Source organism: Bacillus sp. ME78, assembly GCF_903970865.1.
Classification (GTDB): domain Bacteria; phylum Bacillota; class Bacilli; order Bacillales; family Bacillaceae_G; genus Bacillus_A; species Bacillus_A cereus.
This window is the reverse complement of record NZ_CAJCKK010000021.1, coordinates 1-21,548: the sequence shown is the minus strand read 5'-3', so window position 1 is coordinate 21,548 and position 21,548 is coordinate 1. Positions and strand designations below refer to the sequence as shown.

Genomic DNA, 21,548 nt, shown 5'->3' with positions numbered 1-21,548 from the left:
TGCATATTGAAACATTAATTTAATAGGAAAAATATTTTTAATGAAATTTACTTTCATTATAACTAAATTCATTTACTACTTCATATGCTTGTTAGTAAAGTGAAACTTCCTTTCATTTGAAGGGTAATAAATTATAAGTATAGGAGGATTAATAAATGAAAGTTTTGTTCGTCTGTTCTGGAGGAATGTCCAGTGCAATTGTTGTAAACGCTTTAAAAAAAGAAGCGGAGAAAAATGGTGTGAACATGGAAGTGCATGCAATTGGAACGAATGAGGTAGAGGAAGAAGTAAAGAATGGCTGGGATGTCGTAATGGTGGCACCTCAAATAAGACACCGATTTGACTCTGTAAAAAAATTTGCAGAGGAGGAATCTATTCCGTGTGGCATTATACCGCCGCAAGCATACACACCGCTTGGTGGCCCGACTTTATTAAAAACTGTAAATGAATTAATAAGTTAGGGGGAAACGTTATGAATAAGTTTGTCACGTTTCTTGATAAAAACTTATCTGGACCGATGGCAAGGCTTTCTGAGCAGAGACATTTACAAGCAATCCGTGATGGAGTTATTTCGGCGTTACCATTTATTATAGTAGGAAGCTTCTTTTTAATAGTAGCATTTCCACCACTGCCGAAAGATAGTTTCATATCAGTTTGGGCATTAAAGAATCAAACAAGTATATTGATACCATATCGTTTAACCATGTTTATTATGTCCTTATATATCGCATTTGGAATAGGATATAATTTAGCGAAAAGTTATAAATTAGATGCTTTATCAGGAGCACAGCTCGCGGTATGTTCACTACTTTTAACATTAACGCCTGAGTTAATTGATAAAAAAGGATTCATGCTTCCGATGACAAATCTCGGAGGTCATGGATTATTTGTGACGATGATTGTTTCTATTTTATCCGTAGAGATTTTAAGATTTTGTAAGAAGAAAAATGTAATGATTAAAATGCCAGAACAAGTACCGCCATCTGTATCGCGTTCATTTGAAGCACTTATACCTGCAGCATTCGTTATTATTATAATGAGTCTAGTAACTGTCGTTTTTAGCATTGATTTACACCATGTTGTTGATAAATTAGCAGCACCATTAGTAAAAGCTGGGGATAGTTACTTCGGTGTAATGATTCCAGTGTTTTTAATTACGTTTTTTTGGTCATTCGGAATCCATGGTGTGTCGGTTGTTGGAACTGTTGCTAGGCCATTATGGGAAGTATACCTAGGGAAAAATGGTGAAGCAGTTGCTAGTGGAGCAGATCAGTTGCCATTTATTTCACCCGAGCCGTTATATCAATGGTTTATATGGATTGGCGGTTCTGGTGCGACGTTAGGGCTTGTATTAGCTATGATTATATTTGGTCGATCGAAATATTCGAAAGCATTATCAAGAACTTGTATTGTTCCAGGTATTTTTAATATTAATGAACCAGTCATATTCGGATTACCGATTGTACTAAATCCAATTTTAATTATCCCATTTATCATTACACCACTTGTAACAGCAACTGTTGCATATTCAGCAACTGCGATGGGATTTGTAACACCAACGCATATTATGCCGCCATGGACATTACCTGCTCCAATTGGTGCATATTTAGCAACAGGTGGAGATTGGCGTGCTATTGTATTAGTTTTTATAAATATAGCAATATCGTTCCTTATTTATTTACCATTCTTTAAAATGTACGACAAAAATATGCTTGAAATTGAAAAGAATGGTGACGGGGAATCTGTTAATCCTTAATCTGTATGCTGTTATTTTGAGTGATAGACTTTTTGTCTATCACTTCTTTCACATTAAAACAAGAAAGGGAGAAATAGAATGAATATAAAATTTAGTTATAAAGGTGTATTTTTATTATTATTTGGATTGATATGTGCGAATTTACTTTTTGTGCCTTTATTAAGAATGCTATATCTATCACAAATGCATAGTATATGGCTCGTTACAAGTATTGCGGCAAGCGTTTTGCTTACGGTAGTTGTTTCTTTCATTGATGGATCGTTTGCATCGAAAGCTCAGTTGTTTTTTAGATTTATATTGTTTTCGATTGGTTGTACGTTCGTTACTTACATGATTGTTTTTTAGTAAATAGGAGGTCATGCACATTATGTATATTGCAGGGGTAATGTCTGGTACTTCATTAGATGGAATAGATGTAGCGCTCGTTCATATAGAAGGAATTGGTGTAGATTCTAAAATCGAACTCATCCATTTTACTACTGTTCCATTTTGTAATGATATGAAAAATGAGATCCAACAAGCGTTATCAATTGAAACTTCGAATGTCCAACTTATATGTAGTTTGAATTTTAAACTTGGTTTATGCTTCGCCAATGCTGTAAAGGAAGTTTGTAAAGAGGCCAATTTTCCTTTGAGACAATTAGATTTAATAGGCTCTCACGGACAAACGATTTATCATCAGCCAAAGCAAGAAGGGAATATTATTTCTTCAACATTGCAAATTGGGGAACCAGCAGTAATAGCATATGAAACGAACACGACGGTTATCTCGAATTTCCGAACGATGGACATGGCGGCAGGGGGACAAGGTGCACCACTTGTACCATATTCAGAGATTATTTTATACCGGCATCAAACTAAAAATAGACTACTGCAAAATATTGGCGGGATTGGTAATGTTACAGTGGTTCCAAGTAAACGAAGTAATGAGAGTGTTATTGCTTTTGATACTGGACCAGGTAACATGGTAATCGATGAAGTATGTCAAAGATTATTTCATGTACCATATGATCAAAATGGTTGGATCGCAAGTCAAGGGGTAGTTGTAGATGAAATTTTAACATACTGTATGAACCATCCATTTTTGAACGTGAAACCACCAAAATCAACAGGTAGAGAACATTTTGGAGAAGCGTTTGTGACTGAATTATTAAATCGATTTGAAAAGCATAGTAAAAGAAATATATTGGCAACTGTCACGATGTTTACAGCATGTTCAATTGTTCATCATTATAAGGAGTGTATTTTACCGTATTATGACATTGATGAGGTGATTTTAGGTGGTGGTGGAAGTTATAATAATACACTTGTTGAAATGATACGGAATGGATTAAGAGAAGAGAAATGTAGTATATGTATACAAGAGGATATCGGTCATTCTTCAGCAGCGAAAGAAGCGATTGCATTTGCTATTTTAGCAAACGAAACGTATCATCGTAATCCGAGTAATGTGCCGAGCGCAACAGGTGCTAAGAATTCCGTGGTTTTAGGGAATGTAACATTCCCTCCAATATGTAAATGAAAATGAGGCGAACATATGAAGTATATGATTGGAGTAGATGGCGGGGGAACGAAGACAGAGGCAATTGCATTTGATCAAAATGGAAATGAAGTTGTAAGAGGTACGAGCAGATTTGGAAATGTATTAATAGATTTTGATCAGGCGCTTTTGCATATTATGGAAGCAATTAATCAATGCCAGAAGAATTTAATAAATGAGCATTGCGTTTGTATTTGTTTAGGATTAGCTGGTATAAGCGGAGCGAATACAAATGAATTAACATTACGTTTAAAAAAGAAATACGGAACAAAAATTGAAATTTTTAATGATGCAATGATCGCGCATGCAGCTGCTTTAAAAGGTAAGGATGGAATATTAACTATAGGTGGTACAGGTGCAATTTGTATAGGAAGGAAAGGAGAAGTATATCAGTATAGCGGTGGATGGGGACATATTTTAGGAGATGAAGGGAGCGGATATTGGATTGCATTACAAGCTTTAAAGAAAATGACAATTCAATTCGATCAAGGAATCAGCCTTTGTCCATTGAGTTTGAATATTCAAAGGCAGTTTCAACTTTTGACACCGTCTCATATAAAAAGCTTAGTATATACTTCTTCTAAAGATAAAATTGCAGCAATCGCACCATTAGTTATTCAGGAAGTGAGAAGTGGCAATGATGATGCGCATGAAATTATAATGCAAGCTGGAAAGGAATTAGCAAGGATTACAGTAAATGTTTATAACAAGTTGAACTTTAAGCACTCAATGCCAATTGCAGTAAGTGGGAGTATATTGCGTTTAGTTCCTGAAATATTTGCTGTATTTAAGAAATGCTGTGAAGAAAGTATGAAAGAAATTACATTCGTATCACAAGCAGAAATGGCAGTGAAAGGAACATATTATTTAATGAGGGATATATATTTTTAAAAATAGCGCATGAGAATTTTTGTATGATTTGTAAAAATATGATGTTAAAATGTATGAAGGGATTTATGTTAAAAACGTACAATATACGTAGTAATTGAATATTGTATATGTATTCCTATTTAGAAAGTGAATGATTACATGATTAATAGTATGCAGTTTTTATATTTGGTGGCTTCTTATTTAATTGGAAACATATTGACCGCTTATATAGTAACAAAATTGAGACATAACGTTGATATTAGGGATGAAGGAAGCGGAAATCCTGGCGCAAGAAATATGGGGCGCGTATATGGAAAAGGGTATTTCATCGCTACATTTTTTGGGGATGCGATTAAAGGGGCAATCGTTGTTACTGTTGCAAAATATCTGTTTGAAGACCCTACATTCGTAATGTTAACATTATTGGCCGTTATTATTGGACATATTTACCCAGTTTTATTTAAAGGTAAGGGCGGTAAAGGTATTTCAACATTTATTGGAGGATTAATTGCATTTGATTATTTGATAGCGCTTACCCTCATAGGCATTTTTATTGTATTTTATTTAATATTCAAAGGATTTACGAAGCCAGGACTAATTACGATTGCTTGTTTACCAATTTGTATGATTCTTTATTCTTATTCTGTTGTTACGATTATTTTAAGTGGAATGATTATTGTACTTATTCTATATGTAAATCGAGAATAAAATAAATGTTTAATAAGTGGGGATAATCTCCACTTATCATTTTTTATTAAATAGATAAAGGAGATAAGGCATGGGGTTAATTTATAAAGTTGCTGATCAAGATTGGGAATTTGAAAGTATACATAAATTAAATTATAAAACTTTTGTAGAAGAGATTCCGCAACATGAAGAAACGAAAGACCGGTTTCGTATAGATCGGTTTCATGAAGAAAATACATATTTAATTTGTTTAGATGAGGATAGATTAGTAGGTATGGTCGCGGTGCGGGGAAAACGACCATTCTCGTTAGATTATAAAATTTCAAATTTAGATGTTTATTTGCAAGAGCATGGAGAAAAAGTGTATGAAATTCGTTTACTTTCAGTAGAACGTGAATATAGGAATGGAAGAGCGTTGTTAGGGTTAATTCGTTTTCTACATCGTTATTTGCTTCTAAATGGATATGAATTGGCACTCATTTCTGCTACAACGCGTGAACTCCCTTTATATGAGCAAATGGGATTTAAAGCTTTCCATACGTTAGTTGGTACAGAAGAAGCAGCTTTCCAGCCAATGTATGTTACCCCTGCTATGTTTGAAGAATCGAGTGTTGGAAGTATTATGACGAAAGAATACACCTTTTTACCTGGTCCAGTAGACATTGAAGAGAACGTTCGAAAGGCATTTTGTACTAAGCCTATTTCGCATCGCTCTAAGTCATTTCAAGTGACGATGGACAATGTGAAAAAACGGTTACTTTACATGACAAAAGCAAAACAGGTACAACTTATGTTAGGAACGGGTACATTAGCAAATGATGCGATTGCTTTACAGTTACAATCTTTAACAGGGAAAGGACTAGTATTAACAAATGGGGAATTTGGTAATAGATTAGTTGGGCATGCAACACGTTCACAGTTACATTTTGATACGTATAAAAAAGAAATGGGAGAGCCGTTTATTTATACCGAATTAGAAGAAATAATGACAACTGGAAATTATGAATGGCTTTGGTGTGTTCATCATGAAACATCTACTGGAATGTTAAACGATTTAAACGAGCTAAATACTCTTTGTAACACGAATCAAATGAAACTATGTGTAGATTGTATAAGCTCAATTGGTGCAATACCAATAGATTTGAAGAATATATATTTTGCAAGTGGTGTTAGTGGAAAGGCAATTAAATCGTTTACTGGAGTATCTTTTGTTTTTCATAATCACAATGTGAAAGTAAACGAGACATTACCGGCCTATATGGACATTGGTATGTACGAAGAAAATGAAAGTATTCCATATTCTCATTCATGGAATTTAATTTATGCTTTGCAAGAAGCACTGAAGAGATTTGAAGATGAAAAAGTATATGTGAAAATTAAAGAGACATATGATTATATGGAAGAAGCTATTACTAGTATAGGATTAAAACTTGTTTCACCTAAAGAACATGCCGCGAAAATTATACTTACGATTCAATTAAGCGAAGGTCAGTCTTCTAAAACGGTAGGTGATTCGTTAGCTTTACAAGGATATATTGTCCATTATGAATCAGCGTATTTACAAAAGAATAACTGGATCCAAATTGCATGCCTGAATCATTATAAAGAACGTGATATGAAGAGGATGTTAAATTGTTTGCAAATGTGTTTATTTCAGAGTGGGGTACATATATAAAGACTTTTTCTTTTCGTATAAAGGAGCTACGACTTACGAAAACTTAGGAATAGAACATTGGAAGAGGTGTAAGTATGATAACTAGAAAACTCCCATTACATATAGACGATATTAAAAAAGCTCACAAGATTCTAGATAGAAATGCTCGTAAAACGCCATTAGTAAAATCTTTTTACTTGACTAGTAAAACGGGCGGAGAAATTCATTTGAAATTAGAAAATATGCAATTAACGGGTTCTTTTAAATTCCGTGGCGCATTTAATAAAATGTCACGGCTCACGGATCAAGAAAAAGAAAGAGGTGTCATTGCATGTTCAGCAGGTAATCATGCACAAGGAGTTGCATTATCTGCTCATTTACTCGGTATTAAGAGTAAAATTGTTATGCCAATTTCTGCACCGCAGGCGAAAGTTGAAGCAACTAGAGGATATGGATCTGAAGTGATTTTACATGGTGAAACCTTTGATGATGCAAAGGCAAAATGTGAAGAAATTATAAGGGAAACAGGTGAGACATACTTACATCCATATGATGATGTAGAGGTAATGGCTGGTCAAGGTACAATTGGATTAGATATTCTTGATGATATGTGGGATGTAGATACTGTTATTGTACCAATAGGTGGAGGCGGAATTATTTCTGGTATTTCTGTAGCATTAAAATCTTTTAATCCATCCATTAATATAATTGGTGTCCAAGCAGATAGTGTTCATGGAATGAAGGCATCTTACGATAAAGGAGCAATCGTAGAACATTATGAGGCGCCTACTATTGCAGATGGTTGCGCAGTTAAAATACCAGGGGAATTAACATTTGAAATTGTAAAAGAATTAGTAGATGATATTGTAACTGTATCAGAAAAAGAGCTGGAAGTAGCGATGAAAGATTTATTACAACGTGGGAAAGCTGTTGTAGAAGGTGCAGGTGCATTAGCAACTGCTGCACTTCTTGCAGGAAAAGTTGATAGTTATATAAAAGGGAAAAAAGTAGTAGCTGTTATATCTGGTGGGAACGTGGACTTACAGCGCATATCAAGTGTATGTGAGCACTTTTTTGTCGCTAATGAAGTGAAATAGTTTTATAAAAGAAGAGCTAAGAGAAATGATCTTAGCTCTTACTTTTTGTCTACCGTTTACTGTAAGTAGCAATAAGTTTGCAGAATTTGCTGTTTAATGAATTGTTTTATTTAAGCGTCTATTTTTACACATATCTTTAATGTTACAATAATTATTTCAATATTGTCGAAACATAAGCAGAAATTTAATATAATAGTTTTAATGTGCTAATGAGCGGTGAGGAGGGCAGGTCATGAATAAAGAAGAACAGGTCATGAACGGATTCAGGGAATTATATAATAAGCTGGTTTGGCTTAATAAAGATAAGATGGAAGAAGGTCTTAAAGGTTTTAAGTCTTCTGAAGTTCACTGCATTGAATATATTGAAAACAATGCAGATTCTAACGTGACACAACTCGCAGAGGCTTTTTATGTGACTCGCGGCGCTATAAGTAGAATGACTAAGAAGCTCATACAAAAAGGCCTTATTGAAAGCTACCAAAAGTCAGAAAATAAGAAAGAAATTTATTTTAGGCTTACGGAAGAAGGGAAAGAAATTTATAAAATCCATGAAGATCTGCACAAAGAGTTTCAAGAGCGGGATAAAGCTGTATTTGAGCAAGTAACTGAAGAAGAATTCGACAGTATAATTCGTTTCGTGGAAAAGTATAGTAGACATTTGGATGCAGAAATAAAGAAACAAGGTGTACATATTAAATCGTAATACATTTTAATAATAAAGTGAAACATTAATCAGTGGGGGTTTTCTTCATCTCCACTGATTATCAGCCCTCACCAATCGGGCTTTTACGGGCAGCCTTACTCTAATGAGAATAGGCTGCTTTTTTATCATGTTATTTTTGTTGACACAGCAACAAAATGTTTTGAGGAGAGAAGTTAAATGTCTATATTTAGATCACAAAATGAAAGGGAAACTGAAAAAAACATAGATAAACATGCTTTACTATTCGGACTTATTTCTGTATTTCTTTGTGGTATAGGTTTCAGTATCATCATGCCTGTAGTTCCATTCTTAGTACAGCCATATATAAGTAATTCAGAAGAACAAGCATTAGTTGTTACACTACTAACTTCCGTATATGCGGCTTGCGTGTTTTTAGCTGCCCCAGTACTCGGAGCTTTAAGCGATAAATATGGGCGTCGTCCATTACTTTTAATATGCTTATTTGGTTCTGCAATTGGGTACTTAGTTTTTGGTATAGGAGGAGCTTTATGGGTACTATTTGCTGGACGCATAATAGAAGGAATAACAGGCGGGAGCATAAGTACTATCTTCGCATATTTTGCAGACATTATTCCAAAAGAGCAGAGAACGAAATACTTTGGATGGGTGAGTGCAGTTGTAGGTGCGGGAACTATCATTGGCCCAACCCTTGGAGGATTACTTGCTAAGTTTGGTGCTACTGTACCTTTGTATTTTGGAGCAATCATAACTTTATTAAATGTTGTATATGGGATGAAATATATGCCAGAGAGCCTTGACAAAAATAATAGATTGAAAGAGATTACTTTTGTAAGGTTGAATCCTTTTGCACAGCTAGCAAACATACTTTCCATGAAAAATTTAAAATGGTTACTTGTCTCGGCGTTTTTACTTTGGATACCTAACGGATCTTTACAAGCAATTTTTACACAATTTACAATGGATACTTTCAGTTGGAAACCTGCATTAATCGGACTTATGTTTTCAATTTTGGGCTTTCAAGACATTGTTTCACAAAGTTTTATCATGCCAAAGCTTTTAATCAAGCTTAGTGATAAACAAATAGCAATTCTTGGGATGGTTTCGGAGATTATAGGCTACAGTTTTATTGCAGCATCAGCTTTGTTTTCGGTGTATCCACTACTTATCGTCGGAATGTTAATGTTCGGCTTTGGTGATTCAATTTTCGGGCCTTCATTCAACGGGATGCTTTCAAAGTCTGTTAGTTCTAGTGAACAAGGAAGGATTCAAGGTGGAAGCCAATCTATTCAAGCTTTAGCAAGAATGATTGGTCCTATTATTGGAGGGCAAATCTATGTATCGCTTGGTCATGCTGCACCTGCTTTTATGGGTGTGATCCTTATAGTCGCGGCAATAGCAGTTTTGTATAGGGGGACACGTGCAACTGTATAACAGATATAAATAAGAACAAACAAAAGGGTGCCAGAACTTAGGAACAAGTGCTGACACCCTATTTGTTTACGGTTTGAGTACTGAGTTAGGAATTTATTCTGCAATGGTCGCATGGTAAAGGGTAATATTCAGTGAGGTGGAACTATCATTAATTACAGTTAGCTTTTTTTGAAAGTAAAAAGGTAGGTAAATGACTAGTTAGTTTAATTATGCTTGTGCTGAAGTAAATAATGACTCCATTTTTACTTTGCTCTTCTCTCGAATTTCAGCATCTGCGTGTCTCATAACGTATTTATGCGCTACAGCGATTGCTAAAACATCATCTAATAATCCAATCCCAATAATAGCAGCTATATCTGGAATGAAATCGATTGTTAATACGTAATAAGATAAAGCGGCTAATATTATGAATTTCGCTTTAGTAGGTAATTCTTTCTTTTTCATTGTGTAGAATAAAATAATACTTTCATATACGCTGGATTTACCGAGGTTTACAGAGCTTTTTTTGAACTTTTTCCAAAGTGTCTGTTTCTCCATATAAACACTCCTTTTACAAAAACATAGATTTTTTAAAAGGATGGACAAAGAAGTGAGAGATTAATCAATTTTATTGTTTTTCTTAATTATATATTTCCATAAAAATAGGGGAATACCTGTTCAAAATAATATAATGTGGATTATTTTGAACAGTGTTCCGTTACATAGTATATATATTGTAAGATGTATGTGGGTGATTTAGTTATTATTATGCATTTTATAAGCGGTATGGGGGAAGAAAAATGAAAATAATAGAACTACCAATTGAATTCGAATTTAACGGGCAAAAACAATGTATTTATCCAAGTTTAATTATATTACATAATGAATTAACGTTAGTTGATACAGGATATCCAAGTTTTTTACCTTTAATTGAAAATGCAATATTAAAACATGGATATGAGATGAAAAACTTAAAGAATATAATTATTACCCATTATGATGACGATCATATAGGGGCTGTATATGATTTTAAAGTGAAATATCCAAATATTAATGTTATTGCTAGTGAAATTGAATCTAACTATATTAATGGTGATATAAAATCAGAGAGGTTAGTTCAAGCTGAAGAAATGTTAAAACGTATGCCAAATGAAGAAAAAGAATTTGGCAAATGGTTTATACAACAGTTAAAAAATATAAAACATATTTCCGTCGATGAAAAAGTACATGATGGTCAAATGATTTCGAATAATGAATGTCAAGTAGTGGCAACGCCAGGACATACCTCGGGGCATATTTCATTATATTTTCCGAATTTAGACTGTGTAATTACAGGAGATGCAGCGGTTCAAGAGAATCGAGAATTAGTTATAGCTAATCCGAATTTTTGTTTAGATATAGAAAGGTCGGAACAGTCTTTAAATAGGATTAAAAGTCTTAAAGCAGCACAGTATTATTGCTATCATGGAGGAAAACTTACTGTATAAAATAATAAAAAACCAATCTTTTTGATATAGAAAAGATTGGTTTTTTAATTCATAGATTCTGCAATTTGAATTAAATCCTTTACGTTATATTTACCTTGTATATAGCGTTTGTTACCAATTGCAATTGTATATTGAAAACCATTCTGCTGAAAGATAAGCTCATATGCTGAATCAAAATGAGGATTATATAATGCTTTTATATTATTTTTTAAGCTGTAGAACTTAGCTCCACTAGGTACATAGAAGCCTAATTTGTTTTGAACTGGTGAAACAGTGATTTTAAAAATCCCATTAATATCTTCATTGTAATATTGGAGGTTTAAGTAATCGTTATAAATGTACCCTTGAAATTCGTGAATTTCGAACGGGAATTTTGTAGGAGTAAGTATATGTTCCTTACACTTCACTTCATATTCTTTTACGATAGTAGCTTCTTTCATAAGTGGATTCCCATCATAAATTTGATTGATTTGAGATATTTTATTATTTTTTGTTACTATTTCTAAAATGAAACCGACAGTAAATTCATCATTAGTGCCTTTGAAATAAGAAATAAGAATTGTAGTATCTTCTTTTGGAGATGGTACTATTTTAATTTCATGAATAGGTTTTTCCTTTTGGAAAGTAGGTAGTTCAACTCCTTCTGTTACATATGACTGCATTAATTTTTTATCATTTTTGAGTAAAGCTTGTTTAAATTCACTTATCACATTTGTTCGAGATTTTGCCATAATAATTGAGGTCGACTGAAAATATAGTAAGAAAAATATGCAAAATATCTTTATGAATGTAGTGTTCAATTCCATCACCCTTTAACTATGTTTCCGTAAATTTGAAATATATATGTATAGGAGGGGAGAAGATGAGTTTATTGCTTGATGTAATAATGGATATAATTTTGTTTTATCCTCGAAATGACATGAAATTGAAACACCATATCGCAAAATTAAGTGAATTAGAGTGGTTTCGAAATCTACATGAAGATCCGAAGTATACAAGTTTAATTTGGAGTAATAGAAAAATTAAGAAGTTCATTTTGTCTTCTACTAACATGGAAGCATTAATAAAATCTGAGAAAAAGCAAAAAGAATTTGTTCATCTAGTACAGGATGAATATAAAAAAAGAAGATAAGAATTTTTTTATTTTTCATATTTGGCGAAACAAATGGTACAATGAAAGCTAATGTGAAAAATAAGGAAAAGAAGTGGTCTATTTGAAAAACTTTTTAGAATTAGGAATTAGTGAAACTTTTAATCATACATTACGTGAAAATGGAATTACAGAAGCAACACCAATTCAAGAGAAAGCGATTCCGGTAATACTGTCTGGTAAAGATATAATTGGTCAAGCAAAAACTGGAACAGGTAAAACACTTGCATTCGTGTTACCGATTTTAGAAAAAATCGATCCAGCGTCTAGTGATGTTCAGGCTTTAATTGTTGCACCAACAAGGGAGCTAGCACTGCAAATTACAGCTGAAATTAAAAAAATGCTTGTTCAAAGAGAAGATATTAATGTACTAGCGATTTATGGTGGACAAGATGTAGCGCAACAGTTGAGAAAATTAAAAGGTAATACACATATTGTTGTTGCAACACCAGGACGATTATTAGATCATATACGACGTGAAACAATTGATTTAAGTAATCTTTCAACGATTGTACTAGATGAAGCGGATCAAATGCTTTATTTTGGTTTCTTATATGATATTGAAGATATTTTAGATGAGACACCAGGTAGTAAACAAACGATGTTATTCTCAGCAACGATGCCAAAAGATATTAAAAAATTAGCGAAGCGTTATATGGATGAACCGCAAATGATTCAAGTACAAAGTGAAGAAGTAACGGTCGATACAATTGAGCAGCGTGTCATTGAGACGACAGACCGTGCAAAGCCAGATGCACTTCGTTTTGTTATGGATCGTGATCAGCCATTTTTAGCAGTTATTTTCTGTCGTACAAAGGTTAGAGCAAGTAAGCTTTATGATAATTTAAAAGGACTAGGTTATAATTGTGCTGAACTTCATGGTGATATACCTCAAGCGAAGCGTGAAAGAGTTATGAAGAGTTTCCGCGAAGCTAAAATTCAGTACTTAATCGCAACGGATGTAGCAGCTCGTGGACTTGATGTAGATGGCGTAACGCACGTATTTAACTATGATATCCCTGAAGATGTAGAAAGTTACATTCATCGCATTGGCCGAACAGGACGTGCAGGTGGATCAGGTCTTGCAATTACGTTCGTTGCAGCGAAAGATGAAAAACATTTAGAAGAAATTGAAAAAACGCTTGGTGCACCAATACAAAGAGAAATGATCGAACAACCGAAGATAAAACGTGTAGATGAAAATGGAAAACCGGTACCAAAGCCGGCTCCGAAGAAATCAGGTCAAAATCGTCAAAGAGATAGCCGCGAAGGTTCAAGAAGTGAATCAAGACGTGATTCGAGAAATAGCTCAAGAAGTGATTCAAGAAATAGTTCGAGAAATAGTTCTAGAAATGAAAATAACCGATCATTTAATAAGCCAAGTAATAAAAAAGGTAGTACAAAGCAAGGTCAGCAAAGACGCGGTCGTTAAATGGTTATAATTGTAAAAGAGTCCCGAAATATTGTGGCTCTTTTTTTGTTTGTATACAACAAGGATGATGGCAAGAAAAAATTTCATTCACCGTATTTGAAATTTATAAAGGAAATTTTATAGTTCAAAACCAGTAGAGCAAGGGTATTACTGTCATTCAGCAGAACACTTTGGTTAAAAGAAAAGGTATTGAAGCGAGCGAGTATTTTCATTATACATTCCGCAATTATCGAAATAGAACAAGAGAAGTTTATGAAGGATTAAACTCGTATTGGGGTACGATCGTTGGAAACTGGAAAATTAATTTGTTAGTTTTGATCGATGAGGAACTCGAGAAGCACCACTGCCATCCTTATGGGAAAATTGCTTACGACGATGAAGGTAATGTAGTGATAATATGCGGAATAAGAAAAAAGGACTAGCAGTCGTACCTGCCGTCCTTTAATAGGAGAAAAAGTAATCTTGTTTAGAACTACGCATAAACAGAAAATCTGCTTGTAATTAGTTTTACCCTAAATATACGTGTCTATACAAAAAAGGGATAAGTAAAAAATACTTATCCCCGGAAGGGAAATCCCAAGCGCCAAAATGGCTCGTATTGGTCTGCAGGTTCAAAAGTAGTATATGTAAAACGAAAAATCTCATACAAAAAGCAGACAACGATTTTGGTTGTTTGCCAGTGAGTTCAATGAGTTAGCTAATTGTGATAATTTGCATCCCCATTGCGAGAAGAGTGAAGCTGCTAGTTCAAACAGCTTGTTGGTATTATTTTCGATTTCTTAAAAAATATACAGCAAAAGCAGATAAGTGAAGAACCTACCTGCTTTTGCTGTAACAAAAGAAAGAGGTATTAGCCGTGGACACGGCGGCTTGAAAATAGTATGTATTTTTATTTGAAAAATATTCACGGGGTGAAGAAACGTGGAATGTTTGATAAAGGTGTTTGTGAAATTAATCAGCTAATTAGTAAAACAAAATAGTTATTTGGAAGAAAGGGAAAATGAATATGAGATGAATTGAAGCTGTTGAAGAATTACTTGAAGTGATGAAAGAATGCTTTTGGAACGGAACATCTTTAAAGGGTGATGCTAATGATTTTAATATTGTATCTTGGCTGATTGAAGAAGCGACGCGTAAAACAAAATACAGATTTCATTTTGTAGTAATGGGGAATAGATAAGATATGTGTACTTATTAGGGGGAAAGTAGATAAAGAGTTCTTTAAGAGGCAAGAACCGGAACAAAATAAAAGAGCGGCTAGCAAAAGCTAACTGCTCAATACAAGGAGATACAGAGAAGACTACTTTAAATGAATGTTGGCATACAGCCTACATACAGTATTGACCGAATATTTATTTTAAATTCAATTTATTTAAAGTAAATATTCCAACAGATAAAATGGTTGCGCCTGCTACAGAACCTAGCCAGTCTCTCCAGCCTAATGTATTTAAAGATGCATCTGTTAAATCCGTAATTAAGAAGATAGCAAACATTAATACACCAAATGCTAAGCATCCCCAAAATGTTTGCAAATATTTAATCATTTTCTTTCGGAACTTGCTCATATAAATCACCCTTATTAATAATTATATTTTTATAAATAAATTATCGCATGTGCAAAAATTAAAAGTACAAAATATGCAATATTACATATTGGAACTCAACAAAATACTCCATTGATAAGAACATAGATCGAACGGAGGGGAACCGTGTCGTATGAATCAATTGTCATTTTTTGAAGTCATCGATGTAAAGGAGATGCGCTGACTTGTGGTGAAGGAGCTGAAAAACTACAAAGTGTTGTGCGTCTGGATGAAGAATCGAGAAAAATAGGGTCAAGCGGAGGGCATCGTTCTTTTCCTAAAATGAAAGGTGACGATAAAAAACATGAGATACGTTTTAAACAAATTGAGCGTACGTTAAAAAATAAAAATTTATAAAGGAAATAGAAAGTAGGATGTTGTATATACAATAATAGGAAACTTTTTGCAAACTAAACATATAATTTTAATAGACCGACAGTCGGTCAGGTGGGAAGGAGAACTTGAATGCGAATTGTAAAGGAGTATGAGGAGCGTAGAAAGGAAATTTTAGAAACAGCTGAGCGTTTGTTTCTTAAGAAAGGTTATACGAAAACAACCGTAAATGACATTTTAAAAGAAATAGGTATAGCAAAGGGGACGTTTTATCATTATTTTAAGTCGAAGGAGGAAGTAATGGATGAAATCATTATGAGGATTATTAAAGAGGATGTCACTAAGGCGAAAAGGATTGTCTCCAATCCCGATATCCCCGTTTTAGATAAGTTATTTAAAATTTTAATGGAACAATCACCAAAATCAGGAGATGTAAAAGAAAAAATGATTGAACAATTCCATCAACCGAATAATGCAGAAATGCATCAGAAAAGTTTAGTGCAATCCATTATACATTTATCTCCTGTATTAACGGAAGTTTTAGAGCAAGGAATAGAAGAAGGCATATTTTCTACTCCATACCCACGAGAAACAATTGAATTATTACTCTCTTCAGCACAAGTCATATTTGATGATGGTTTATTCCAGTGGAAACCGGAAGAAATGATAAACAGAGCTAAAGCTTATATCAAAATGATGGAAGCATCTGTCGGAGCGAAAGAGGGATCTTTTGATTATATGATGGAAGTTTTACTTAAACAGAAATAGTGATTTTCTGTTTGAGTATTATCGACCGGCAGTCGGTCTAACTAAATGAAGGATGTGATGAGGATGCCAGCAAGTATTCAATCTTCCTTGAAAGATTTTCACTTAATGGTAAGTGGTCAAATTATTACTATTTTAGGTTCAACACTATTACGTTTTGCACTGTCTTTATATGTGCTAGATATAACAGGACGTGCCGATATATTTGCAGGGTTATATGCCGTAACAAGTATCCCGTTTTTGTTAGCTCCTCTTGGCGGAGCGATAGCAGATCGTTTCAACCGCCGTAATGTAATGGTCATTTTGGATTTTATAAACGCTGCTATTGTATTAAGTTTTATAGTTTTGTTATTAACTGAATCGATATCAATTTTATTGATTGGAACAATTATGTTTTTACTAGCAGTCGTTAGTGCAATGTACGCACCAGTTGTTATGGCAAGTATTCCGCAATTAGTCCCAGAGAAAAAGTTAGAACAAGCGAACGGTATCGTAAATGGTGTGCAAGCATTATCTAATATAGTTGCACCTGTACTAGGAGGACTATTATACGGCATAATTGGTTTGAAAATGCTCGTAATAACAAGTTGTTTTGCTTTCTTTTTATCTGCGATTTTACAAATGTTTATTACAATACCATTTATAAAAAGAATACAGGAAGGCCATATCGTACCGACAATTGTAAAAGATATGAAAGAAGGTTTTCTTTGTGTTTTAAAGCAACCTTTTATTTTGAAGGCTATGTTACTTGCAGCTTTACTAAATTTAATTTTGACACCGTTATTTGTTGTCGGAGGACCTATTATATTACGAGTAACTATGCAGAGTAGCGATATGATGTATGGAATTGGAATGGGATTAATTGATTTTGCAACCATATTAGGGGCATTGTCAATCGGTTTCTTTGCTAAAAAGTTACAGATGAAAACATTATATAATTGGATGCTTATCATAGCTTTATTAGTCATACCAGTGGCACTCTCGGTTACACCATTTATTCTTAATTTAGGAATCTATCCACCATTTATCCTCTTTATACTTTCTTCTATTCTAATTGCGATGATTATGACAATTGTATCCATCTATGTGATTACTGTAGTCCAAAAGAAAACACCAAATGAAAATCTAGGAAAAGTGATGGCAATTATAGCAGCGGTATCTCAATGTATGGCACCGATTGGGCAAGTCGTTTATGGTTTTATGTTTGAAGGATTCAGCATGAAAATTTATTTACCTATATTAGTTATTAGTTTCATAATGATATTACTAGCGGTTGTGACGAAGAAAATACTATCTAATGAAGGGAACTAGCTTTATATGATTAGGAGAATATTAAAAAGAGATTTTTCTCAAAATAAAATGATAATTACCATTTTATTCATGTTTATCATGTTATCAAGTCTTTTAATGGCTAGTGCTTCAAGTACCGTTTTAAATCTATTGAACTCAATGGAGAGATTGGTTAAAGTATCAAACGCACCGCATTTCGTACAAATGCATGCCGGAGAAGTAAATCAAAAGTCAATTAATTCTTTTGTAGAAAAAACTCCGTTTGTAAAAAAGTAGCAAACGGCAGAGATAATCCAAGTACAAGTAAACGGGTATAACATTTTTATACAAAATAAAAATAAGGCGAACATAATAGCGTAATAGATATTAGTTCCGTGAAACAAAACGCTAATTTTGATTTTTTATTAGATTTAAATAATAAAGTGATACAGATTAGTAAAGGGGAAATAGGTGTACCGATTTATTTTATGCAAAAATACAATTTGCATATTGGAGATGAAATATGGATTATAAAAAATAATATGGAACAAGAATTTACGATATCAGCATGTGTTCGTGATGTTCAAATGAATCCATCAATCGTTAGTTCAAAGCGATTTGTAATAAGCAATGAAGACTTAGAAAGATTAAAACGAAATTTGGGAGAAAGAGAATATCTTATTGAATTTCAGTTAACAGATGTAAATTAGATAAATGAATTTGAAGATTTATACCAGTCATCGAACTTACCTCAAAAAGGATTAGGAATTTGCTAAATAGGAAGGGAAAATAAAATGAACGCTATGGAAAACGGTGTATATGAAACAACCAGATTAGTTAGTGAATCAATGGAATGACAAGCTGTAATGAATATCAATCAAATTTGTGAATTAGATCAATATCAAGAAGCGACATTATGTACATGGAATACAAATAACGATTTTGGTAGATTTGTTTTAAATGCAGCATTAGGGCTTACGGGAGAAGTTGGTGAGGTTGCTGATGTTGCTGATGTTGTAAAAAAAGCAATTTTTCATGGTCATGGATTTGATCCAGCTTATTGTCCAGGAGAAGAAGAAGGAAATACACATAAAATCGCTTTAGAGATAGGGGACATCTTGTACTACATTTCAATCATGTCTCACGAAAGGGGATATACCCTAGGAGATATTGCTCAAATGAATATATCTAAATTAGCAACAAGATATCCAGACGGACTTAGTCGAGAAGCTAGTCAAAATCGTGTAGATGTGAAATGAAAATCGTAATAAAAAAGAGCCATGAGTGGAAAGGCTCATGGCTCCTTATATAAGGGTAATGATTTTATAGGTAAATATTATTATGAAATCCCAAAAAATTAAATATAAGTCAATTAATTGGTATAGAATTTGGATTTTATTTAAAAGAAGGAACGGAGGAATATGTAAAAGACTTTGAAAGGTCCATAAAAAAAGAATTCAGTAAAACTCTGAATTCTTCTACACGTGATTTTATTTGTTAATCCATTTAGAAATAATAGGATAATGAAACTCTTTTTCTTGTAGCACATATAAAATCCCTTTTATAGGCCCGAAAATTAACAAAAGGAACAGTATTAGATATAAAGGAGCTATGCCGAAAATAATCAAAGTATTATTTGAAGTCAAGTCTAAATTAGACAAGGATAGCATTAAGATTCTTATTGCGAAGAGATTCCAAATTACTGTAATTATCCAAATGAATAGTTGATAAAACACAGCTTCCAGGATGTTTTTTCGAATGTTTTGTGATTTGTATACAAAATAAAAAATCAACGGTATATAAAAAATTGTGATGCTAAAGAAAATAAGAATAAAAAAAGATAATAAGGTAAGAAAATGCATAATTAATTTTATGTTCTTTTCTTGAGCTAGAATCATTAAGGTCCTCCTATATGTATGAGATTTGTTGTAGCTATTATATTTTAAGATTTTCATTATGGTAATAATGCGCCACTAAAAAAAATTACTACTGCCTACAGTTAAAGTTCCGCTTTCTGCTGCAGAAAATTGTATATCAACGGATACTAAATTTTTTCTTATAGTTATTCTTAGAGTAGAAGTCGTACCTAAAGTTGGATTAAATCCTATACTGGCACTGAATAAATAGATACCATTTATAGGGGCTGTAAATGTATTCGTTACTGAAGAATACCCTCCACCATTATTAAATATTATATTACCATACGATACTTGAATATCTGCAGGAGGAGTAAAAGACTGTGCAACATTTTTTTCTGCACGAAAATTAATGTTAAATGTGGGTCCGGTAGGTCCAGTGTCGCCGGTAGGCCCAGTGTTGCCAGTAGGTCCGGTAATGCCAGTAGGCAGAGTAAATGATGGGATTGGTGGGAAAGTAGGCCCGACTAGGTCGGGAGAAATTGAAATTTCAGATTTTATTTTAGGTGAATTGAATCTGTCTTTTCTAGACATATGTATATCATCCTCTCTAAGAATATCAGATTATATCCAGTAGATGCATGATATAAATTGGGTGTGATTGTATTTTGAGATAATAAGAAACAAATTTATCTAATCTAACTATAAAAATTAGAACTAAACAAAAGCGTTAATTTATTATAAAAAATGGGTGACTCAGCAATTGTGTCAGCCGAGTCACCCAATACTATTGATCTAGATAATAATCTTTTTCTATATGTAGTTATAGTGAGTTCTAAGAGGTTAACTCCAAACCGCAGTTAAAGGACAAAGAAATTTATTTTAGAAAGTATTAGATTTAACTATGTTAATGCTACAACAGCAAGAGTCAAGCCCAATGTATTTAATGTATTAGAATATGGTCCTACATTAATAGTAAGAGTACTTGTTATACCTGAAGGTGTAGTGAAAATTGCGGGTGCTGATACAGAAGTGAATCCTGCAGTATATCCTAGAGAAGTACCTGAGCCAATGATTGGATTATTATTCAGATACATAGTGATACCTGCCGAATTACCTCCTGTTTGAATAATAACTTGCACTTCATAGATTGCCAAATAGGTTCTTCCACCTTCAAGTAAAACAGTTGTTGGTGGTGTGAATGAGATTGCCGTGCCATTAGAATTTACCACGGTATCTAGTGGAATCGCAGAGTTTACAGAAACTATTGATGGGGTAGTTTGAACAACATTTAAACTGTTAGCCGTGGGAGATGGACAAGAACAAGGTTTGTGAATGTTAGAGTTGTTATCATTTTGGTAATTCACAAATAATCAAGCTCCTTTGCGTAAGATAATTTTTTATCTTATATAAAACGTAGCCTTTTTGTATCTAAGTTATTTTTAATAAGTTTTTAAAGATAAGTCGAATATTGTTGGTCAGTCGACTTTTGAAATTATTTGAAACTCTGGGATTTTAAAGTGCGTTTGATAAATATATATGAAATTTTTTTTAAGGACATTACTGTAAGTTAGGAAACATAATAAAAAACGGGAAAATGAGGGGAGTAAAAGGAAAAAAAACCTTTATATAAAGGGCTTTTCTGGTGATTTAATATATCAATTACATTCGTGGTAATATTTATCACATGAATCGTTATTATCGTTACAGCATATACAAAATGTTTTTTGAACAAATAAACTAACTACACTAGTAGAACCTTCCTGCTTTGTAAGAGTAAGACTTTGAAAATCTTCAACTTGAAATATTTTTGTTTGAACAGGTTGTAATGTAGTAGTAATTGGTACGCTAGATCTTCTTGTTAGAATAGTTACTTGAACGGGTGCACTCATACCGACAACGAATAACTGAATTAATGTTTTATTATGATTGTTTGTAAAATCCTCAAATACAGTTTGTGGAGCGGTGGTTTCA

The 21,548-nt window shown here is 33.4% G+C and carries 22 protein-coding genes and 2 pseudogenes; 17 read left to right on the top strand and 7 right to left on the bottom strand.

The features are described from left to right. The first annotated feature begins 155 nt into the window (after positions 1-155). From H6481_RS20235 to H6481_RS20190, 10 genes are all read left to right on the top strand, one after another. Positions 156-461 (top strand): PTS sugar transporter subunit IIB, encoded by a 306-nt coding sequence (locus H6481_RS20235; RefSeq protein ID WP_000865907.1) that lies wholly within the window; start codon positions 156-158, stop codon positions 459-461. 11 nt (positions 462-472) lie between these two features. Beyond that, on the top strand, positions 473-1,756 hold the full coding sequence (locus tag H6481_RS20230; protein ID WP_001032277.1) for a PTS sugar transporter subunit IIC: 1,284 nt from the start codon (positions 473-475) through the stop codon (positions 1,754-1,756). Between the two features lie 78 nt (positions 1,757-1,834). Continuing rightward, positions 1,835-2,101, top strand: a complete 267-nt coding sequence (locus H6481_RS20225) for a hypothetical protein (protein WP_182812971.1) — start codon at positions 1,835-1,837, stop codon at positions 2,099-2,101. A gap of 22 nt (positions 2,102-2,123) precedes the next feature. Further along, positions 2,124-3,278 (top strand): anhydro-N-acetylmuramic acid kinase AnmK, encoded by a 1,155-nt coding sequence (gene anmK, locus H6481_RS20220; RefSeq protein ID WP_182812970.1) that lies wholly within the window; start codon positions 2,124-2,126, stop codon positions 3,276-3,278. Between the two features lie 15 nt (positions 3,279-3,293). Next, entirely contained in the window at positions 3,294-4,187 is an 894-nt protein-coding gene (locus H6481_RS20215; RefSeq protein ID WP_182812969.1) for a BadF/BadG/BcrA/BcrD ATPase family protein, read from the top strand. A gap of 138 nt (positions 4,188-4,325) precedes the next feature. Then, positions 4,326-4,874 (top strand): glycerol-3-phosphate 1-O-acyltransferase PlsY, encoded by a 549-nt coding sequence (gene plsY, locus H6481_RS20210; RefSeq protein ID WP_182812968.1) that lies wholly within the window; start codon positions 4,326-4,328, stop codon positions 4,872-4,874. A gap of 70 nt (positions 4,875-4,944) precedes the next feature. After that, positions 4,945-6,528 carry an aminotransferase class V-fold PLP-dependent enzyme gene (locus tag H6481_RS20205; RefSeq protein ID WP_097987532.1) on the top strand — a complete coding sequence of 528 codons (1,584 nt, stop codon included), beginning with the start codon at positions 4,945-4,947 and terminating at the stop codon, positions 6,526-6,528. A gap of 74 nt (positions 6,529-6,602) precedes the next feature. Beyond that, the gene (gene tdcB / locus H6481_RS20200; RefSeq protein WP_182812966.1) at positions 6,603-7,604 is read left to right on the top strand and encodes a bifunctional threonine ammonia-lyase/L-serine ammonia-lyase TdcB; all 1,002 of its coding nucleotides are present in this window, start codon (positions 6,603-6,605) and stop codon (positions 7,602-7,604) included. A 232-nt stretch (positions 7,605-7,836) separates the two neighbouring features. Next, positions 7,837-8,307, top strand: coding sequence for a MarR family transcriptional regulator (locus H6481_RS20195; RefSeq protein ID WP_001030896.1), 471 nt, complete (start codon positions 7,837-7,839; stop codon positions 8,305-8,307). 177 nt (positions 8,308-8,484) lie between these two features. After that, a complete protein-coding gene (locus tag H6481_RS20190; protein ID WP_097987530.1) occupies positions 8,485-9,720 on the top strand; it encodes an MFS transporter in 1,236 nt (411 codons plus the stop codon). Between the two features lie 207 nt (positions 9,721-9,927). Here the strand turns inward: H6481_RS20190 and H6481_RS20185 are convergent, their stop codons facing one another. Beyond that, the gene (locus tag H6481_RS20185) at positions 9,928-10,257 is read right to left on the bottom strand and encodes a DUF1232 domain-containing protein (RefSeq protein ID WP_000415089.1); all 330 of its coding nucleotides are present in this window, start codon (positions 10,255-10,257) and stop codon (positions 9,928-9,930) included. Between the two features lie 242 nt (positions 10,258-10,499). On the opposite strand from H6481_RS20185, the gene H6481_RS20180 reads away from it, so the two are divergent. Beyond that, positions 10,500-11,186: an MBL fold metallo-hydrolase gene (locus H6481_RS20180; protein WP_182812964.1), complete on the top strand. Its 687-nt coding sequence runs from the start codon at positions 10,500-10,502 to the stop codon at positions 11,184-11,186. 44 nt (positions 11,187-11,230) lie between these two features. On the opposite strand, the gene H6481_RS20175 is transcribed toward H6481_RS20180, so the two are convergent. Then, positions 11,231-11,986, bottom strand: coding sequence for a hypothetical protein (locus tag H6481_RS20175; RefSeq protein ID WP_346655887.1), 756 nt, complete (start codon positions 11,984-11,986; stop codon positions 11,231-11,233). A gap of 62 nt (positions 11,987-12,048) precedes the next feature. On the opposite strand from H6481_RS20175, the gene H6481_RS20170 reads away from it, so the two are divergent. Further along, complete coding sequence (locus tag H6481_RS20170; RefSeq protein ID WP_182812960.1) at positions 12,049-12,318, top strand: hypothetical protein; 270 nt, start codon at positions 12,049-12,051, stop codon at positions 12,316-12,318. Between the two features lie 73 nt (positions 12,319-12,391). Then, positions 12,392-13,768 (top strand): DEAD/DEAH box helicase, encoded by a 1,377-nt coding sequence (locus tag H6481_RS20165; protein ID WP_182812958.1) that lies wholly within the window; start codon positions 12,392-12,394, stop codon positions 13,766-13,768. Between the two features lie 1,352 nt (positions 13,769-15,120). Here H6481_RS20165 and H6481_RS20160 read toward each other — a convergent pair. Then, on the bottom strand, positions 15,121-15,333 hold the full coding sequence (locus H6481_RS20160) for a hypothetical protein (RefSeq protein WP_000033157.1): 213 nt from the start codon (positions 15,331-15,333) through the stop codon (positions 15,121-15,123). 483 nt (positions 15,334-15,816) lie between these two features. On the opposite strand from H6481_RS20160, the gene H6481_RS20155 reads away from it, so the two are divergent. The 4 genes and pseudogenes from H6481_RS20155 (at position 15,817) to H6481_RS20135 (ending at position 18,977) form a co-directional block, all read left to right on the top strand. Further along, entirely contained in the window at positions 15,817-16,452 is a 636-nt protein-coding gene (locus H6481_RS20155; protein WP_182812956.1) for a TetR/AcrR family transcriptional regulator, read from the top strand. A gap of 63 nt (positions 16,453-16,515) precedes the next feature. Next, positions 16,516-17,760, top strand: a complete 1,245-nt coding sequence (locus H6481_RS20150; protein WP_182812954.1) for an MFS transporter — start codon at positions 16,516-16,518, stop codon at positions 17,758-17,760. 6 nt (positions 17,761-17,766) lie between these two features. Beyond that, a pseudogene (locus H6481_RS28930) lies at positions 17,767-18,425 on the top strand (ABC transporter permease); the annotation flags it as partial. Positions 18,426-18,512: 87 nt separating this feature from the next. Then, positions 18,513-18,977 (top strand): annotated as a pseudogene (locus H6481_RS20135) (nucleoside triphosphate pyrophosphohydrolase family protein). 231 nt (positions 18,978-19,208) lie between these two features. On the opposite strand, the gene H6481_RS20130 reads toward H6481_RS20135, so the two are convergent. The 4 genes from H6481_RS20130 to H6481_RS20115 form a co-directional block, all read right to left on the bottom strand. Then, the gene (locus H6481_RS20130) at positions 19,209-19,616 is read right to left on the bottom strand and encodes a DUF4870 domain-containing protein (protein ID WP_182812950.1); all 408 of its coding nucleotides are present in this window, start codon (positions 19,614-19,616) and stop codon (positions 19,209-19,211) included. A gap of 75 nt (positions 19,617-19,691) precedes the next feature. Continuing rightward, positions 19,692-20,168 (bottom strand): exosporium leader peptide-containing protein, encoded by a 477-nt coding sequence (locus H6481_RS29065; RefSeq protein WP_182812948.1) that lies wholly within the window; start codon positions 20,166-20,168, stop codon positions 19,692-19,694. 308 nt (positions 20,169-20,476) lie between these two features. Continuing rightward, positions 20,477-20,941 carry a hypothetical protein gene (locus tag H6481_RS20120; RefSeq protein WP_182812946.1) on the bottom strand — a complete coding sequence of 155 codons (465 nt, stop codon included), beginning with the start codon at positions 20,939-20,941 and terminating at the stop codon, positions 20,477-20,479. 291 nt (positions 20,942-21,232) lie between these two features. Further along, the coding region (locus H6481_RS20115; RefSeq protein ID WP_182812944.1) for an exosporium protein D at positions 21,233-21,548 on the bottom strand (316 nt) is incomplete at its 5' end.

Excerpts from the sequence above, each read along its gene's own strand:
- H6481_RS20235 (WP_000865907.1), top strand. The coding sequence starts at position 156 with ATGAAAGTTTTGTTCGTCTGTTCTGGAGGAATGTCCAGTGCAATTGTT.
- H6481_RS20230 (WP_001032277.1), top strand. The coding sequence starts at position 473 with ATGAATAAGTTTGTCACGTTTCTTGATAAAAACTTATCTGGACCGATG.
- H6481_RS20225 (WP_182812971.1), top strand. The coding sequence starts at position 1,835 with ATGAATATAAAATTTAGTTATAAAGGTGTATTTTTATTATTATTTGGA.
- anmK (WP_182812970.1), top strand. The coding sequence starts at position 2,124 with ATGTATATTGCAGGGGTAATGTCTGGTACTTCATTAGATGGAATAGAT.
- H6481_RS20215 (WP_182812969.1), top strand. The coding sequence starts at position 3,294 with ATGAAGTATATGATTGGAGTAGATGGCGGGGGAACGAAGACAGAGGCA.
- plsY (WP_182812968.1), top strand. The coding sequence starts at position 4,326 with ATGATTAATAGTATGCAGTTTTTATATTTGGTGGCTTCTTATTTAATT.
- H6481_RS20205 (WP_097987532.1), top strand. The coding sequence starts at position 4,945 with ATGGGGTTAATTTATAAAGTTGCTGATCAAGATTGGGAATTTGAAAGT.
- tdcB (WP_182812966.1), top strand. The coding sequence starts at position 6,603 with ATGATAACTAGAAAACTCCCATTACATATAGACGATATTAAAAAAGCT.
- H6481_RS20195 (WP_001030896.1), top strand. The coding sequence starts at position 7,837 with ATGAATAAAGAAGAACAGGTCATGAACGGATTCAGGGAATTATATAAT.
- H6481_RS20190 (WP_097987530.1), top strand. The coding sequence starts at position 8,485 with ATGTCTATATTTAGATCACAAAATGAAAGGGAAACTGAAAAAAACATA.
- H6481_RS20185 (WP_000415089.1), bottom strand. The coding sequence starts at position 10,257 with ATGGAGAAACAGACACTTTGGAAAAAGTTCAAAAAAAGCTCTGTAAAC.
- H6481_RS20180 (WP_182812964.1), top strand. The coding sequence starts at position 10,500 with ATGAAAATAATAGAACTACCAATTGAATTCGAATTTAACGGGCAAAAA.
- H6481_RS20170 (WP_182812960.1), top strand. The coding sequence starts at position 12,049 with ATGAGTTTATTGCTTGATGTAATAATGGATATAATTTTGTTTTATCCT.
- H6481_RS20160 (WP_000033157.1), bottom strand. The coding sequence starts at position 15,333 with ATGAGCAAGTTCCGAAAGAAAATGATTAAATATTTGCAAACATTTTGG.
- H6481_RS20155 (WP_182812956.1), top strand. The coding sequence starts at position 15,817 with ATGCGAATTGTAAAGGAGTATGAGGAGCGTAGAAAGGAAATTTTAGAA.
- H6481_RS20150 (WP_182812954.1), top strand. The coding sequence starts at position 16,516 with ATGCCAGCAAGTATTCAATCTTCCTTGAAAGATTTTCACTTAATGGTA.
- H6481_RS20130 (WP_182812950.1), bottom strand. The coding sequence starts at position 19,616 with ATGATTCTAGCTCAAGAAAAGAACATAAAATTAATTATGCATTTTCTT.
- H6481_RS29065 (WP_182812948.1), bottom strand. The coding sequence starts at position 20,168 with ATGTCTAGAAAAGACAGATTCAATTCACCTAAAATAAAATCTGAAATT.